The organism is Pleurocapsa minor HA4230-MV1 (assembly GCA_019359095.1).
Lineage (GTDB): Bacteria > Cyanobacteriota > Cyanobacteriia > Cyanobacteriales > Xenococcaceae > Waterburya > Waterburya minor.
This window is the reverse complement of record JAHHHZ010000036.1, coordinates 351,692-369,866: the sequence shown is the minus strand read 5'-3', so window position 1 is coordinate 369,866 and position 18,175 is coordinate 351,692. Positions and strand designations below refer to the sequence as shown.

The window sequence follows — 18,175 nt, the reverse complement described above, 5'->3', positions numbered from 1 at the left end:
CACTATTATTAATACTACAATTACAGCTTTACTCCGCTAATAAAATGAGTCAAACGAGTCAGAGGGTAATAAACTGGCCCGTATAAAGTTTGAATTAAGCGACTAGATGAGCCACCTTGTTTAATAGCATCCCCTAAAAGTTTTCGTACTGCTAACAAAAGAGAATTTTGCTCTGTATCACCAGCACGCTTACCTTGTGCAGTTTGAGGCATAAATGCTGCATCAGTAAACCAAACAATGGTTTTACGACCTCCACGAGTGCTACGTCCGATCAATTGAGTTAAATTTACTGCTAAAGTCCAAACAAGAGGCTGTTTCATTGCCACTCCTTGCAATTCGTCTGGTAATTGAGAAAAAATTTGCGGTACAGCTAGAAAGATATCTCTTGTGTTTCTGGCTTGTCTTTGAATAGTTGCTACAGATTGAGAACCAATATTATCTACTGCATTTTTGTTAACAGCACTAATGATTAGTTGATTGTCATCTGGACGAGGATGCTGTCTAACTAGAATTACCATACCGCCAAAATAAGGTTCTTGGGGATTGTCTGGGTGCATTAAGTTGACGGCACGTGAAATAGCGCCAATTGGAGCGATCAACAGTTCTTTTCCTAAACTAGGAAATTCTGTCATTTTGGAACGGGGAACATTAATATCAGGCGACCATAAAACACTGTCTCCATCTCGAACTACAAAAGAGGCTTTATCTTTATAGGGTGGCTTTAAACAGTCATAGAAAGTTTTTGCTTCTACGTAACTATTAGTAACTAAAAGTAGATTTTTGCGATCGCTATCTATCTTGTTGACCAAATAATCTTGAAACTGCTCGATTAGAGGTTTACCATGTGCAGAAGGACGACACAAACCAGAAACCATCTTACCAATGTTGTTGTAACGTTCATCCCCTTGTGAACCTGATACCCAGACAGGATCGCCAGCATCATCAGATACAGGACAAAAGAAAAATTCGCTTTCGTAAGCTATTGTTTTAGCTTTTTCTGGAGGTGGTTCAATTAGTAAGCTGGGTTGTTGTTGAACGTGGAAGGGATATGATTGCTTGTTTTCTCCTGAATAACTAGTGGCAGAAGTGACTAGCAAATGAGAAGGCACTAACCCATCAACGCTAAAAATATCTCTCCATTGACTAAAAAGCGATCGCCCAATACAAATACCTCGATGTATTTTTAGGTGTCCATCTTGATATTGTGCGCTGGTTACAGCACCTACAGGAGAAGCAGGTAATAAACGTTCAAAATCTACTGGAGGAATCAACGGTAAATTAGATTGAAGTTCGCTACTAGATTGTCTTCTCGTAGAAAAGTGCTTACCTAATGCACCCAAAGCTTGAGTTGCAAAAATAGATAGTTGTAATAGAGTTGCTAAATTCTTGGTAAATAGTTCATCATCTGATTCTAATCTGCTTAGTTCGGTATCCCATTTGGTTTCTTTGATAAATTCCACGCATTTATCATGAGGAATATTTTGATAAGCTTGTCCTGCTAAAATTCCTGCAATTGAAGCTAATTTGCTAACAATTTTACTGTCTTTAGGATTCAGTCCTGTTAGATCGGGATCGGTGGGGTTATCTTGTATGGGTTTAAAAATTTGACGATACCTTTCGTAACTACGTTCGTATTTTTGAGCAGTTGGTTGACGTATTTTTTTACCCAAGCGTATTTTGATTTTTCCCGACAGATGTTCGGCAAGAGTGTCAAACAAAGACCAAGCAGCAAATAATCTTCCTTCGCCAGAGCATTCTTTGAACAGTTTTTCAATTTCTTGTATGGGTTTTTTCCCTTTGTTGGCAGTCTCAATATCTCTCAGAGAATACATCAAATCCCCAATTGCTTTACAAGCTAAAAATTTCCAACCCTCTGATTCCTCAAGACAAGAATCTTTAAAACTTTCAAGAACAACTATTTCGCCTTCTAAAACACTGTTTACGTGCTGATAAAATTCACTACGCGACCAAGTATCTTGAATTGGTTTAAAAGATGCAATAGTAACAATAGGATAAAAAAGCTCGTCTAGTTTAGGTTGAGCTAGATCGACTTCATCAACTACGAATAAATCGGTTGTTAGAGCTAAATATTCCAGAATAGTAATGTTTTCTTCTAGATTGTGACGAGATACTTTCTTATGGATAAATCCTGGTAATGTCCCGACAATTAATTGGGCTTCTTCTAATTCCTTTGATGTAATGTGTTGAGGACAAACACCAATCAGAGGACAATCGTACTTTTTCTGCTTCGGATCGTCAATATCTTCTAGTTGATTAAAACAAGGTGTTTTATTGCGTCGTTGACTATTTGACTGGGGAATTGATGATGTTGCTAAAGCAAACAAAGAGCAACATTGACTGAGCCATTTAAAACCAGGGTGAGTAAAAGATTGCTGTCTATTACCAAACATCACAGCTTGATTAAGCCGACTTAGATGTTTATGTCGTTCCGAATTACCAATAATGGGAATAGCTTTAATACCTATTTTTTGAGCAAATTCTAACCAATCTTGAACTTCTCCCAGACTATTAGTAGCGATCGCAATTCTTTTATTTTGTTCAATTAATAAAGTAATTAAACATTCGATTAAGGTAGACTTCCCACTTCCAGTAGGGCCTAAAATATGACTCTCACCATCAATAAAAATCTCGTTGGTTTGTCGATCTTGCTTAATATCCCAATAGCTCGATCTCTCTATGATTTCTCCCGCATCGTAACCTAAAACCGAGCTTAAATTTCGTCCTCGTTCAACTAATTGTTCGAGAGATATTCTGATTGGCAAATGATTATGATTTAGATTAATACTAGGAATATTATTTTGATGCTGTATTCCTATATTTGCGATCGCATCTGAAATTCCAACTAATCTTATCTGCTCTGAACTAATATTAAATTGATAATTTCCTTGAGGTGCTGGATTATATTCTCGTTGAGAAAACTTAAGGGAGCTTTTTGTTAGTATATTTTCATATACTGCATATCGATTCATTACCATATTATTGCTTAGAGTAATACGGTTATTGTCATAATCAAGCTCAAATCCCAACCATCCAGCAACATCACTGTTAGCCATATCATCATAATTACGCAGAGCAATTTCCCAACTAATTGAACTACGAAACTCTGGTGCTAAATGACGTAAATGTTTAATAATTTCCCACTGATTATCGTTAATTACTGGTTCTCTATAACCCTGCATCAATAAATGAGCTTCACGTATTTGTTGCCTGGGAAAATAAGCTTGCAAGGCATACAACATTAATTCGATACGAGCAAAATTAGAAAACTTCAAAGGAATGGCACCACTTAAAGGTTGTCTAAGAACATTTATCCAGTTGCTTGAATCTCTCATTGTAATTCTCTTTTGACGCGCTTAATTAATTCTGATTCGGAAATTAGAGGAATACTCCCTTGATATTTACTTTGAAAAATTGCTTGATATTTAAGTTTATTTAATCGATAATCTGGAACAACAAAAAATGATTTAGATTGACCAAAATTTTGGATGGTATCTTGATTCAGTTTTCTAGCTAACTTAGTTGCACTTCCCCAGTCTTTAGCATCAATTGCCCAAAACTTACCATCTGGAAATGTAATTTTTAAATCTGCTGTATCTAATTCTGGCCACAATTCTATTTCTAATCCCATATCTTTGAACTTTTTATCTAAGCGTAGCTCAATGAAAGATGGTCTAATTACAGAAATAACAGTATCGAGAATTGGTGCTTTATCAACTTTGCGATCTAAAGGTTTGCAATATCCAATTTCTCTGGCTGCACAGTCTAAATATCCGCCACAAGTTTTACATAGTGGTTTGGAATCTGATTGAGGAGGTGCGTCTCGATAGGGTTTAGATAAAAACTCTTTGACTCTTTCAATTTCGGGATGATTATCTCGCAAAATAGCTATATCGGATTCTGAAGGAAAAAGATTTTCTGCTATAAAACGACGAAATATTGTGTAAGTGCTATGAGGCAAATCAAACCTTCTGATTTCCTCCATCAATCGGGGAATATAGCTTTGATTGTTATCAATATCTAAACTAAAACTATATTCACTAGCATATTCTTCACATTCGTCAGATGGTCTTGTCATGTCTTCTATTAGAGGTTCATCAGGAAAATCAACCCATTCACAAAAATCTGGTTCAACTGCTTCTACTGACTTTCTAGCTGCTTCAACCATATTTAGTATGGAAGGATGACGCATTCCTCCATCGCGCAATATCCACTTTATACTTAATTTTTCAAATGCTTCGTACAAAGGCTGAGGAAATGGCTGAGAATGATCGACTAGATAAGCAGGTTCACCCCGATTAATGCGATCGCCTACTTCTATTAATCCTTTGCATAATTTAATCAATAAGATTTCATCTTCTGTTTTTTCCTTTGTCATCTTTGCCAATAGTTGATATTTAATCAGTTAATCTTAACTTGTCACTAATGGTTATTAATGAATACCACAGCCAGCTTGGGCTATTTTTTGTAACTGAACATTATTAGTGAGTTGCAGCACCTGCTTAAAAGCTTGGGTGGCAGCGTCAGCTTGGGATATTTGGCAGAGGCTAGTTCCTTTATATAACCAGTTGATTGCCTGCTGTTGTGGAGTTAAATTATCTTGTTGTAAAATTTGCTCAAAAGATTGAATAGCTTGAGCATAATTACCCAATCTGTAGAGAGTAATTCCTCTGTCTTGTTGAGCAGCTAAATATTGAGGCTGGTAAGTTAAAGACTGATTAAAAGCAGCTAATGCCTGTTGATTTTGCTTCAGTTCTAACCAACTTTGTCCCTGTCGTCTCCAAGCGATCGCTAATTGACGATTTTTGGTAGCTGTTGCTGGTTGAGACTGGAGTAAGGCGATCGCTTCTTTAGCTGCTGCTATTGCCTGCTGGTGTTGAGCGAGATCGAATAATACCTGATTTTGATTAAGCCAAAAAGTTGCATTCTGAGGATTAATGGCGATCGCCTGTTTAAAAGCAGTCAAGGCATCATTGGATCGACCCAAGTAATATAGAGCCTCCCCACGACAGTTCCAAGCTAAATCGGCTCGCTGATTTAAACTAGTAGCTTGAGAACAGGATTTTAGTGCTTCTTGATACTGATTTAATTTTAATAGTGCAGCTCCACGATTAGCCCACAGTAGATATGATTGCGCAGAATTAGAATCAGTTTTTAACAGTCGATCGTAGGCAGAAACAGCTAAAGAATATTTTTTCTGAGCTAGTAAATTGTTAGCTTGCTGTGTTTGCTGAATCTGCTGTGTTTGAAGATATCTAACAATTAAAATAGAGCCTAGGCCAATAATTCCGCCAATACTGAGGAGGAAAATTATTATAGTTAATAATCGCGAAAATTTTACGTTCACATTACGTCATTTAAATAAGTGGTTCAGGTTTCCCGCCTTTTAAACACTGGACTTACCCGACCGTTGCTCAAAATAGCTATCTTGACTTGCTTGTGTTCTAACTTTACCAGATTAAAAACTAGTTGTCAGAGCTTAATTATGATTAAACTCTAAGGCTTTTTACCCATACATAAACGATACAATTACGATAACATCTACTTTTTAGCTTAAATCGTAATTTTATGACTGCCACTCCCCTCAAACGAGATAACATTGCCTCTGTACCAGATCAATTAGGGCGTTTTGGCCCTTATGGTGGTAAGTACGTTCCCGAAACTTTGATGCCAGCTTTGGCTGAATTGGAAACTGCTTATAACCAGTATAAAAACGACCCCAATTTTACTCAAGAACTACAAGGATTATTAAAAGACTATGTTGGTCGAGCAAATCCTCTTTATTTTGCCGAACGTCTAAGCCAGCACTATACTCGCCCAGATTTTCAGCCTAAAATTTACCTCAAGCGTGAAGATTTAAACCACACGGGAGCGCACAAGATTAATAATGCTTTAGCTCAGGCGTTATTAGCGATTCGCATGGGTAAAAAGCGAATCATCGCCGAAACAGGTGCAGGTCAACATGGAGTTGCTACCGCCACAGTCTGCGCGCGTTTTGGTCTGGAATGTATTATCTATATGGGTGTACAAGATATGGAAAGACAGAAGCTTAATGTCTTTCGGATGCGCCTATTAGGAGCCAAGGTAGAGCCAGTTTCCGCTGGGACAGGAACGTTAAAAGATGCTACCTCTGAAGCAATTCGAGATTGGGTAACAAATGTTGAAAGTACTCACTATATCTTGGGTTCAGTGGCTGGCCCCCATCCTTATCCGATGATGGTACGGGATTTTCATGCGGTAATTGGTCGTGAAACTCGCCAGCAGTGTACTGAAAAATGGGGTGGACTACCTGATATTATGATCGCCTGTGTTGGTGGTGGCTCGAATGCGATGGGCTTGTTTTACGAGTTTTTAGCTGAATCTAGCGTGCGCTTAATTGGCGTAGAAGCTGCGGGAGAAAGTGTGGCATCGGGTAAACATGCTGCTACTCTAACTGAAGGTCGTCCTGGGGTTTTGCATGGAGCAATGAGCTATTTATTGCAGGATACTCAAGGACAAATTATCGAGGCTCATTCAATTAGTGCAGGGCTAGATTATCCTGGGGTAGGCCCAGAGCATAGTTATCTTAAAGATACTCAAAGAGCAGAATATTATGCCGTGACTGATACTGAAGCGATCGCTGGTTTGCGTCTATTATCAGAATTGGAAGGTATTATTCCCGCCCTAGAAACTGCTCATGCTTTTGCTTATTTAGAGCAACTTTGTCCTCAATTGACAGGAACTCAACGCATTGTCTTGAACTGTTCGGGTAGAGGGGATAAAGACGTACAAACAGTAGCTAAGTATCTTGGCGATCTGCTGTAGATAATAAATATAAAATACAGACTAAAGTATAGCCGTACGTAAAAACGTTAGGACATTTTTTAAATACTATTTCCTATTTCCTATTTCCTACTTACGAGCCGATTACTATTAATGTCCTAATCTAACTTTATACGGCTATATTAGGTGTTTGAGCCAATTTCTCGTTTCTCTTGCTCAATAATGACTATATGACTACTCAATTATCGTCTGCTACTGACTCAGCAAATCTCTATAACCGAGATTATTATCTTTGGCTATCACATACTGCTCAACTGATCTCTGAAGGTAAACTTTCTGAGGTAGATACAGCCAATTTAATTGAAGAAATTGAGGACATGGGCAGAAGTGAGAAACGAGCAATTGAAAGTAACTTAGTAGTTGTCTTGTTACACTTACTCAAGTATAAATATCAGCCAGAAAGAAGAACTAATAGTTGGAAATCCAGTATCAGAGAACATCGACGGAGACTAAGAAAAGCTTTTTCTGCTAGTCCCAGCTTAAAAGGCTATTGTGAAGAAGTTTTCTCTGAATGTTATCAAGATGGAAGGGAACAGGCAGCGGATGAAACAGAATTACCTCTGAATACTTTCCCTCCAGAATCTCCCTTTACCTTGGACGAAACTCTTAATCCTAATTATTTACCTGAAGACTAAACTATGGTAAAAGGCTTCTCCCTGGCTATTAGCTATTTACTTAAGTAATCGCGCATAAGCTAAAAGCTAAAAGCTAAAAGCTAAAAGCCTGATACTGATTAACTGCTGATTGGGTTAATATCCCAACAACTTGAGAGTTTCCGCTCGATCAAAAGAGCGTTTTTGGGCGATCGCTATATGTTTAATTTTCTCGCGAAATTCCTGATACTTTGACTGGGGTTGAGGTTGATTTAGACAATGTTCAAACAGATATTGGAAGTTACTAGCACCGCTAAACTTGCCATACCAGACTTCAGGTTGTCCTTGAGTAAATAAATAGTAGCTAGAGCGATCGCTACAAAGGGAATCGACATGAATTCCTGTTTCATAGCGTAAACTCTCGGTGGAGTAGGGGGCATTAGCTTTAAAGCCTTGACTAGATAAGTATTCAGTTACTTGTGTTAGGGCATCGTAGTTAATGCCTTCAATGTGCCAGCCATAGCGTAGTTTTAAGCCATTAAGCACCTGTTCTAGGGCAACATTACCCGCCCTCTCGCCAATCCCGCCAAACGTGCCTGAGATACCCCTAGCGCCTGCTAATACTGCCTGGATTGTGTTTTCTAAGGCTAAACCGCGATCGTTATGGAAATGGACAGACAGGGGTGTTTTATCCCCCGTGAACTCGATGAGGTTGCGTAGCCACAGTTTAGTATCTTCAGGGGTGAGAATGCCGACGGTATCGCAGAGGATAAAATGCTCGATGTAGGGCTGAAATTTATTGATACACTCGACGAGGAAATCGAAATCGGCACGACTGGCATCTTCCGCTGCAAAACAGATTTTTAATCCTCGACTAGCAGCATATTGGAGATTGGCTAAAATTCGCTCTAGCATTTTGTCGCGGATCTGGTTAATTGTAGCCGTATCTTGGGTTGAGGAATCTCTTAAAGTTAAAAGGCGATCGCTGACAGCATTGAACAGAATAATTGTTTTTACCCCACAGGCTTGGGATTGGTCGATATGACTTTTGCCCATCATGGTTGAAGCGACTATCTGGGGAAGATTGCGATCGACTAAATTTTTGACTAACTGGGCTTCTGTGGAATGGATCGCAGGCATTAATGCCACATGATGCACTCCTGTTTGGGCAATTAGTTGCGCCAGATCGCCTTTGGTTTGGGCATCAAAGAAGATACCAACCTGTTGCTCTCCGTCTCTGAGAGTTTCGTCAAAAATAGTGAGAGGGATCTGTGTCATCACCAAACATTATCACTGCAATATATAAGATACGCAAATTTGGTGCATTTTATGCGCTCTTAAAAGTAAATTTCGCCCTAATTGTGACTAATTTGCTATAAAGTAACTCTAAATTTGATCTTTCGGTAGTGAGTGAGTCGAGTTTGATTGTATGAATAAGTTGTCAGAACAAGTTTCCGTTAATCTTTCTCTCTGTCATGGGGCTGTTTTGCCGAGTTCTGTTTTTAGTACTAATTTACCTAAAATGCTGGAACGGGCTGCTGAATATTCGACGGGAATTGTTTTGATCGATGGAAATCAGTCAACGTTTTTAGCCTACAGCGATTTATTGGCAGAGGCTGAACGTGTCTTAGCTGGGTTACGTCAACGTAATTTACAACCACAAGATCGGGTGATCCTTCAGCTGCAAGATCCGCGACATTTTTTTGTTTGTTTGTGGGGCTGTTTTTTGGGTGGATTTGTACCTATTCCTTTGGGCGTAGATCTTAATGGCGATCGCCGTATTGAGCAAGCTTGGGAGTTATGTAATCCTTCTGTGGTAATTGCCGATAGGGATATAGCGGATTTAGCTACAGTTCAAGTTGAGGATTTGTTGGGTAATAATCGCGATCGCTATTGGCATCAGGGCAATTTGGATGATTTGGCGTTGTTATTATTGACTTCGGGCAGTACAGGGAAGCCTAAAGGAGTAATGTTATCTGCCCGTAATTTAATCGCCAGCGTTTACGGTATGGCTACGGTGAATCAGCTTTCTCAACAGGATATTAGTTTGAACTGGATGCCTTTGGAACACGTCGCTAGTTTGGTGATGTTCCATTTGACGGAAGTATATTTGGGATGTCAGCAAATTCAGGTTAAAAGTGAGTTTATTCTGCAAAATACTCTGCAATGGTTGGATTTAATCCATCAGTATCGCGTAAGTGCCACCTGGAGTCCTAATTTTGCTTATAACTTAGTTAATCAACAATTAGAACGGAATTTAGATCGGACAGTTAAACACAATTGGGATTTGTCTTGTCTACGCTGGATGGGCAATGGGGCAGAAGCGGTTGTGGGCAAGACTATGGGGCAGTTTCTCAAATTACTTACCCCTTATGGTTTATCTCCGACGGTAGTTAGCCCTGGTTACGGGATGTCGGAAACTACTTCGGGAATAGCTCATTGGAGGGCGATTGACCCTTCGGGTTCAGCACTTTGCTTATGCCAGGATACCTGTCCACCGCAAGTGCTTCACCAATCGCCCCTACAGGATTTTTATCTGAATTTGAATCGGGAATCTGTGTCAGTCGGTGCGCCGATTCCTGGGGTGTCTTTACGCATTGTAGACGAAGGGAATCAAGTAATTCCTGAAGGTGAAGTTGGGCTATTACAGGTTAAGGGGGAAACGATCACAGCAGGATATTATCAGCAGTCGGAGTTAAACCAGGAGATCTTTACTGATGATGGTTGGTTTAAGACGGGGGATTTGGGCTTTTTGGAGTCGGGGCAACTGACAATTACGGGGCGAGAAAAGGAAGTAATTATTATTAATGGGGTTAATTATTATAATCACGAAATTGAATCCGTGGTTGAAGCGATCGCAGGAGTGAGCATTTCTTATACTGCTGTCTGTGGCGTTATGGATCTTAATCGGCAAGAGCAAATAGCGGTTTTTTTCCATACGGATTATCGAGGTAATGAGTTAAGAGGATTAATTAATACCGTCCGCAGGGATGTTTTTACGCAGATGGGGGTTACTCCTGCTTATATTATTCCTGTGACGCAAGAGACTATACCGAAGACGGCAATTGGCAAAATCAAGCGATCGCAATTGAGTCAAAGATTTGCTGCGGGGGAGTTTAAGGCTATTATTTCGGAGATAGAACAGTTATTTAACCAGCGGAATTTAAGTCAGCAGGAGTTGCCTGGTAATGCGATCGAACAGCGACTGGTAAAGATATGGCAAGAGGTTTTGAAGTTAGACAAGGTTGGGGTTAAGGATAACTTTTTTGAGTTAGGTGGAAATTCTTTATTACTCATGCAGGTATTGAGTAAGTTGACTCCTGAATATGATTTGTCTGCGGTGTTGCTGTTTCAGTATCCGACTATTGCTGCTTTGGCTAATTATTTGCATAGCGAACCAGAATCTATTGCTGTACAACAGGGTAAACGTCGGGGAGAGTTGCGCCGTCAGGCTACAGGTAATCGAGATATTGCAATTATTGGTATGTCTTGTCGCTTTCCAGGGGCGAATAATATTAACGAGTTTTGGCATAACTTGTGTGATGGCGTGGAGTCGATTAGCTTTTTTAGCGATCGAGAGATGATTAATGCTGGGGTTGATGCTGCATTGGTTAATAATCCTAATTATGTAAAAGCTAGTCCGATTTTAAATGACATAGAAAGCTTTGATGCCGATTTTTGGGGCTATAGTCCGAAAGAAGCTCAATTACTAGATCCGCAGCAACGTTTATTTATGGAATGTGCTTGGTCAAGTTTGGAAGATGCAGGCTACGATCCTTTTAACTACCAGGGTGATATTAGTCTTTATGGTGGTGCAGCAACTAATACTTATCTGTTAAATAATATTTATCCTCATCGCCATCAGATCGATCGCCAGGATGATTTACAGGTGATGAATTTAAGCTCGATGGGGGGCTTTCAAGTCACTACGGCAAATGACAAGGACTATCTTACCACCAGAACATCTTATAAGCTTAATCTGACAGGTTCGAGTGTGAATGTGCAAACAGCCTGTTCCACCTCTCTAGTCGCGGTTCATTTAGCCTGTCAGAGTTTAATTAATGCCGAATGCGACATGGCTTTAGCTGGTGGTGTTTCCGTTCATTCTCCGCAAAAAATGGGCTATCTATACCAAGAAGGTATGATCTTATCCGCAGATGGTCATTGTCGGGCATTTGATGCTGAGGCGTCAGGCACAATCTTTGGTAGTGGAGCGGGGATGGTGGTGTTAAAGCTACTAGAGCGAGCGATAGAAGATGGCGATCGCATTTATAGCGTAATTAAAGGATCGGCGGTTAATAATGATGGTGGTGCTAAGGTAGGTTATTTTGCACCAAATGTAGACGGGCAAACTAGAGTAATCGCCGAAGCGATCGCCTACGCAGACATCTTACCTCGATCGGTTAGTTATATTGAAGCCCATGGTACAGGGACAAAACTAGGCGATCCGATTGAAATTACAGCATTATCCCAAGCATATCATGATGATACCAGAAAAAGTGATTGTGCGATCGGTTCAGTAAAAACTAATGTCGGACATCTGCAAATGGCATCGGGAATTGTCGGTTTAATTAAAACCACCCTGTGTTTATATCATCAGAAAATTCCTGCAAGCTTACATTTTAATCGTCCTAATCCGCAGATTGATTTTGCGCAGGGTCGTTTTTATATTAATACTCAGCTACAAGACTGGAAAACTGAATTTTATCCTCGTCGTGCAGGAGTTAATTCTTTAGGGATTGGTGGGACTAATGCTCATGTTGTCTTAGAAGAATTTGTTAATCAAACAGAAACTACGACTCAATTATTGCCTGCTTATTTATTAACTTTATCGGCTAAAAATAAAATTGCTTTAAAGGAACTAGCGATCGACTATCAAAACTCGTTCGAGAGTAATTGTGCAGCGTCTTTAGCAGATATTTGTTTAACTAGTAATATTGGCAGACATCATTTTGATTATCGTCAGGGTATTGTTGCTAAAGATAAACAGGAATTAATTAAAAAACTAGCAGCAATATCGATCGAAGAACCAATCCAACACCATAAATTAGCTTTTCTGTTTACAGGACAAGGTTCGCAATACGTTGATATGGCAAGGCAATTATACGATACCTGCGATGTGTTTAAAGAAAATTGCGATCGCTGTTGTCAAATTTGTGACACGTCCCTGTGGGATGTTGATATCAATCAAACCCAATATCTTCAACCGTTATTATTCATCATTGAATATTCTCTGGCGCAACTATGGTTAGCTTGGGGCATTAAACCTGATGTCACGATCGGACATAGTATTGGCGAATATGTAGCAGCAACTATTGCAGAAATATTTAGCTTAGAGGATGCTTTGAAGTTAGTTTGTGCTAGGGGTAAGTTGATGCAAAGCTTACCTGAAAATGGGGCAATGTTGGCAGTTTTTAGTAGTAAAGATAAGATCGAGCATTTACTTGCTAATAAGATAAGTATTGCAGCGGACAATGGGACGCATTTAGTATTATCAGGATTGGAAAAAGATATTGAGCAGATTAGTCAACAACTAGATAATTTAGCAATCAAAACTAAATTATTAAATGTATCTCATGCTTTTCATTCTCCTTTAATGCAGCCGATGATAGAGGAGTTTAAACTAGTAGCCGAAAGTATTAATTACTCTTTACCTAAAGTACCGCTTGTTTCTAATCTGACGGGAGAATTAGCGGATGAAACGATCGCCACGGCTGATTATTGGATAAAACATATATTACAACCTGTTCAGTTTGCTCAAAGTATTGAATATTTAGCTATTCAACAGGTAGATATATTTTTAGAAGTGGGAACAAAACCCATTTTGAAAAATATCGTCACAGGTATTATAGATGATCGAGATAATAAGTTATTTTTACATAGTCTCGATTCACAACAAGCAGATTGGCAAAATATCTTAGAAAACCTGGCACAATTATATACAGCAGGTATAGAGATAAACTGGCAAGCTGTCACCCAAAACTATAACGCCAATAAAATATCTTTACCTACCTATCCTTTTCAAAGACAAAGATATTGGTTTGATATTCCGACAGAAGTTACTAACTATCAAGCTATAAAAAGTGTTGATAATTTAATTCATCCTTTGTTAGGTAAGTTAATTTCTTCTCCTGTAAAACAAACCATTTTTCAATCTTATCTACAGGCTGATACTTATAATTGGTTACAAGATCACTGTTTAGCAGGTAAAATTATCTTTCCTGGTACGGCTTATTTAGAAATAGCGATCGCCTTGGGCTTATTTCATGGTAAAACTAACCGATTGCTAATTAAAAATATTGATATTTATACTCCTCTATATATTAAAAATAACTTAAATAACTTAAAGCTAGAGCAGGAAATTCAAATAATAACCTCTGACACAACAGAAGCTTGTCATTGGGAAATTCATAGTTTAAATGATGGTGAATGGCAACTACATTGTTCTGGTCAAGTTTCTAGCTCAAATATGCTAATTGAAGGTCAAACTTTAAACGAGATTAGAACTAAATTTAACCAGACTGAATTAGATGTTGAACAACATTATTTAAACTGCCAAGACAAAGGAATTAACTACGGTAAAAGCTTTCAGGGCATCAAACAACTGTGGGCAAAAGATCATCAAGCCTTGGGATTAATTGAACTACCAAATCACCTCAGCAGCGCAGCCTATTATTTTCATCCTGCACTATTAGATGCTTGTTTACAAATACTCTTTGCCGCTTTACCTAGAGAATTACAAGCTATAACTTATATCCCCGTCGGTTTAGAAAAACTAGATCTACAATATTTTCCTCATCAGCGAGTTTGGAGTTATCTAAAATTACGACAAGATCATAATCAGCATCAAGTCTTAATGGCAGATGTCTGGCTATATAACGATTTTGGCGATCTAATTGCCAAAATTGAAGGCTTAAAATCTCAAGCAATCAAATCTCAACCAGCTTGGCACAATTGGCTATATCAACCGCAATGGAAACCACAACCATTATTGACTCCATCCTCTTTATCAAATACGGGTACGTGGTTAATTTTTACTGACAGTACAGGTATCGGTCAACAGTTGGCTAGACAACTAGAAGATCGACAGCAGCAATGCCATCTTATTACTCGTGACACAATTACCGACGATCCTCAAGCTTGCTCAGATTTAATTCAACAACATCCTACAGTTACAGGGGTTATATATCTCTGGAGTTTGGATCTTACTGAAAACTGGCAAGAGTGCCAAAATTATTTATATCTAGTACAGGCTTTAATTCAATCCGCCACTCATTCCTCTTTGTGGTTTGTTACCCATAATGCACAACCTGTTGGTAACTATCAACTTACACCAGGAATTAAAAACTCTTGTCTTTGGGGGATGCAAAAAGCGATCGCTTTAGAACATCCTGAGTTAAGATGCGTTGGGATAGATATAGACTCTTTGGATAACGCAGCAGCTAATATTTTTCAGGAACTTGGCGACTCAGGAATGGAACAGGTTGCCTATCGAGATAATCAGCGTTATGTTAGCAGGTTGGTAAGAATTGTAGGGGCGATTGGTCAATCGCCCATTGGTAAATCTTCCATCAATAAGGGAAATTTTCAGCTAAATATCAATAATCCTGGTAATTTAGATAGTCTGCAATGGAAATCTATTAACCGACAACAACCTCAAGCTGATGAAATTGAAATCGAGGTTAAAGCTACGGGGTTAAATTTCCGTGATGTGATGGTAGCTTTAGATTTATATCCCGATCAAACAAAATTTCTAGGCATAGAATGTGCGGGGATAATTATTTCTGTAGGTAGTAAGGTAACTAACTTTAAGCCTGGGGATGAAGTGATGGCAATTGCCGAAAACAGCTTTAGTCAATACCTAGTGGTTAATTCCCAGCTAGCTATTAATAAACCTGCATCTTTGAGTTTGCTTGAAGCAGCAACTATCCCTGTAACTTTCCTGACAGCTTATTACACCCTGGTTTATGTGGCCAAACTCCAGCCAGGAGAAAAGGTTTTAATTCACGCAGCAGCAGGGGGAGTTGGTTTAGCTGCTATTCAAATCGCCCAAAACATCGGCGCGGAAATATACGCCACGGCTTCTATGTCTAAATGGTCATTGCTGGAGTCTATGGGAGTAAAACAGATTATGAACTCCCGTAGTCTTGATTTTGCTGAAGAAATTATCTCGGCAACCAATGGCAAGGGTGTTGATGTCGTATTGAATTCTCTTTCAGGAGAGTTTATTGCTAAAAGTATTGCGGTATTAAATAAACATGGGCGTTTGATTGAAATAGGCAAGCAAGGTATTTGGTCACCATCAGAGGTAGCACAAGTAGAACCAAGTATTAATTACTCGATTGTCGATCTCTGGCAGATCACCCAAGACAAGCCTGAATTAATCCAGCAAATGTTAAGGGAATTGCACAGTAAACTAAACAAGCGATCGCAATTTATAGCTGAAACATTTAAACCCCTACCCCACACTGTCTTTACTCAAGAGCAAACTATTGCTGCTTTTCGCTATATGCAGCAGGGGAAACACCAAGGAAAAATTATCATTGCAATGAATAGTAGGGATTATGCCAGAATAACCCCTACCCACAAAACATATACAGGTACATACCTGATTACAGGAGCAATGGGGGCAATTGGTTTACAGATAGCCCAATGGTTAGTAACTAAGGGGGTAACTAATCTTGTCTTGCTTGGACGTAATGATATCAAACCTGAATTAGAAAGTAGTCTCAAAAAAATTCAAGATAAGGCCCAAGTTAAACTTATTAAAGCAGATATTGCTAATACAGATCAACTAGCCCAGGTTCTAATACAAATCGAATTAGAGTTACCGCCACTAAAAGGAGTGGTTCACTGTGCAGGAATAATCAGCGATCGCACTATTGCCCAACAAGACTGGCATAGTTTCGAGCAAGTTCTTGCCCCAAAAGTTCAAGGAGCCTGGAATTTACACCATTTAACCCAAAAATACGACCTAGATAACTTTATTCTGTTTTCTTCCGCCAGTTCTCTACTTGGTTCGGCAGGACAAGCTAATTATTGTGCTGCTAATGCTTTTCTCGATACTTTAGCTCATGCTCGACGTAATTTAGGATTACCTGCGATCGCGATTAACTGGTGTGCGTGGAAAAATACAGGATTAGCTGCTAATACTCAGATCACAAACGCTTTCAAGCAACAAGGAATTGGCTCAATTAAACCTAATCAAGGAATTGAAATCTTAGAACAATTACTATTAAATGCTCCCCCACAGATAGGGGTAATCCCCTTTGATTGGGATCTATGGCAACAACATAATTCTGTTACGCCTTACTACGAAAATTTAGTTTCTGTACCAGCTTATGCTGAGAATAGTAGTGATTACAAACAACATTTGCTTGCTGCAATTCCTGAGCAAAGAGAATATTTATTAAAAGAACAAATAAGTCAACAGTTAGCAGATATATTAGGCATTAAAGATTTAAGTAAGATTGATTTAGCATCAGGTTTTGCTGAGTTAGGCTTAGATTCTTTAGGTTCAGTAGAATTAAGAAATAAACTCCAATCTAGTTACAATCTAAAGCTATCGCCAACTGTTATTTTTGATTATGCCAATCTTACAGCACTGAGCAATTATTTATCATCTTTGTTATTCAATTCTGAGCTAATTAAAAATAAGGAAGCTGCTGAAATAAATAATAATGCATTAAATATTGAGAAATTATCAGAATCACAAGCAGAAGCTTTACTATTAGAAGAATTAAATAATCTCGATTTTGAACTTGATATTTAAATTTGAGAACGTTTAGTAATTTCTTTAGCGATCGCTTTTAAATTTTCTTCTAAAGAACTTTCATAAATGCCATAAAAAAGAGGCTTCTCTGTATTATTTTCAGGCTCAACTTCTACTGCCTGACTAACCAAAATTTTACCTGGAGATGTTTCCTTAATTTGCCATCTACCAACTAATTTCTTTAAATCGCCATCAACGATCTTAAAGTCTATTTTGTTTGGTTTAGTTTTAATCGCCTCAATCTGGACAGTAAACTTTTGTTTAAATAACCAGAGATCGACTACGTTCACCTGCTCGAATAAAATGCGATCGCCTTTTGCCGAGATAATCTTACTAGAAGCAAGATTAGGTAAAAAACGCTCAAAGTTATCATAATCAGTTAAAACTTCCCAGGCAGTATTGATCTTGCCTGCTGTCTCTACTTGACCCAAATATTTACCCTTTTCTCCTTTCAGTATTACTTTGCCTTGTTTTAGACTAGTCTTTTCCTGTGAGGATAAATTGGTCAGATTATTGTCTGAAGCAACAGTATTCTGAGCTTGTGCAGTAAAATCTCCACCGAAATCTGGTTGTATACCCGAGATTAAACCCAAACAATAAATAAAAAGTAATGGTTTGATTAAAATAGGCAAATTCATAAAATAAAATTTAGACTTGATGAATCAATCTTGACCATCCAATTTTAATTTGCTAAATAAATAAATACCAACTAACATAAACAGCAATACTAATAACAAACCATTAGAACAACAGTATTCAAGGTTGAGTGTTGCGCAATAGGTGCTTAGTTTTGGTCAGCGCTAAAAAAATAAGGCAAGCAAAACTTGCTACCTAAGCTAATATCGTGCAGTGCAAAATTGATACTCTAAATACTATTCCTTCAGCTAAGATAACTGTATATATCTTGTTTTCAGTGGAATTCGGACAAAAAATCGTCAAACTAGAGAATTAACATGCACATTTCTCCATC

At 38.5% G+C, this 18,175-nt stretch carries 8 protein-coding genes; 3 read left to right on the top strand and 5 right to left on the bottom strand.

Annotation, left to right across the window (positions count from 1 at the left end; genetic code table 11):
• Nucleotides 1-20 precede the first annotated feature (20 nt).
• The 3 genes from KME09_25630 to KME09_25620 are packed head-to-tail and all read right to left on the bottom strand — an operon-like array spanning nt 21 to nt 5,365.
• Nucleotides 21-3,353: a hypothetical protein gene (locus KME09_25630; protein MBW4537321.1), complete on the bottom strand. Its 3,333-nt coding sequence runs from the start codon at nt 3,351-3,353 to the stop codon at nt 21-23.
• Nucleotides 3,350-4,396 (bottom strand): hypothetical protein, encoded by a 1,047-nt coding sequence (locus KME09_25625; GenBank protein MBW4537320.1) that lies wholly within the window; start codon nt 4,394-4,396, stop codon nt 3,350-3,352. The genes KME09_25630 and KME09_25625 overlap by 4 nt, the downstream gene beginning before the upstream one ends.
• Before the next feature lie 54 nt (nt 4,397-4,450).
• Nucleotides 4,451-5,365 (bottom strand): tetratricopeptide repeat protein, encoded by a 915-nt coding sequence (locus tag KME09_25620; protein MBW4537319.1) that lies wholly within the window; start codon nt 5,363-5,365, stop codon nt 4,451-4,453.
• 221 nt (nt 5,366-5,586) lie between these two features.
• Between KME09_25620 and trpB the strand changes: the two genes are divergently transcribed.
• A complete protein-coding gene (gene trpB / locus KME09_25615; GenBank protein MBW4537318.1) occupies nt 5,587-6,822 on the top strand; it encodes a tryptophan synthase subunit beta in 1,236 nt (411 codons plus the stop codon).
• A gap of 188 nt (nt 6,823-7,010) precedes the next feature.
• Complete coding sequence (locus KME09_25610) at nt 7,011-7,475, top strand: DUF29 domain-containing protein (protein ID MBW4537317.1); 465 nt, start codon at nt 7,011-7,013, stop codon at nt 7,473-7,475.
• 114 nt (nt 7,476-7,589) lie between these two features.
• Here the strand turns inward: KME09_25610 and KME09_25605 are convergent, their stop codons facing one another.
• Nucleotides 7,590-8,711, bottom strand: a complete 1,122-nt coding sequence (locus KME09_25605; GenBank protein ID MBW4537316.1) for a 2-isopropylmalate synthase — start codon at nt 8,709-8,711, stop codon at nt 7,590-7,592.
• Nucleotides 8,712-8,862: 151 nt separating this feature from the next.
• On the opposite strand from KME09_25605, the gene KME09_25600 reads away from it, so the two are divergent.
• Nucleotides 8,863-17,205, top strand: a complete 8,343-nt coding sequence (locus KME09_25600) for an SDR family NAD(P)-dependent oxidoreductase (GenBank protein MBW4537315.1) — start codon at nt 8,863-8,865, stop codon at nt 17,203-17,205.
• Here KME09_25600 and KME09_25595 read toward each other — a convergent pair.
• The gene (locus KME09_25595; protein ID MBW4537314.1) at nt 17,202-17,843 is read right to left on the bottom strand and encodes a cyclase/dehydrase; all 642 of its coding nucleotides are present in this window, start codon (nt 17,841-17,843) and stop codon (nt 17,202-17,204) included. The two genes, KME09_25600 and KME09_25595, sit on opposite strands and share 4 nt — an antisense overlap.
• Nucleotides 17,844-18,175: the final 332 nt, after the last annotated feature.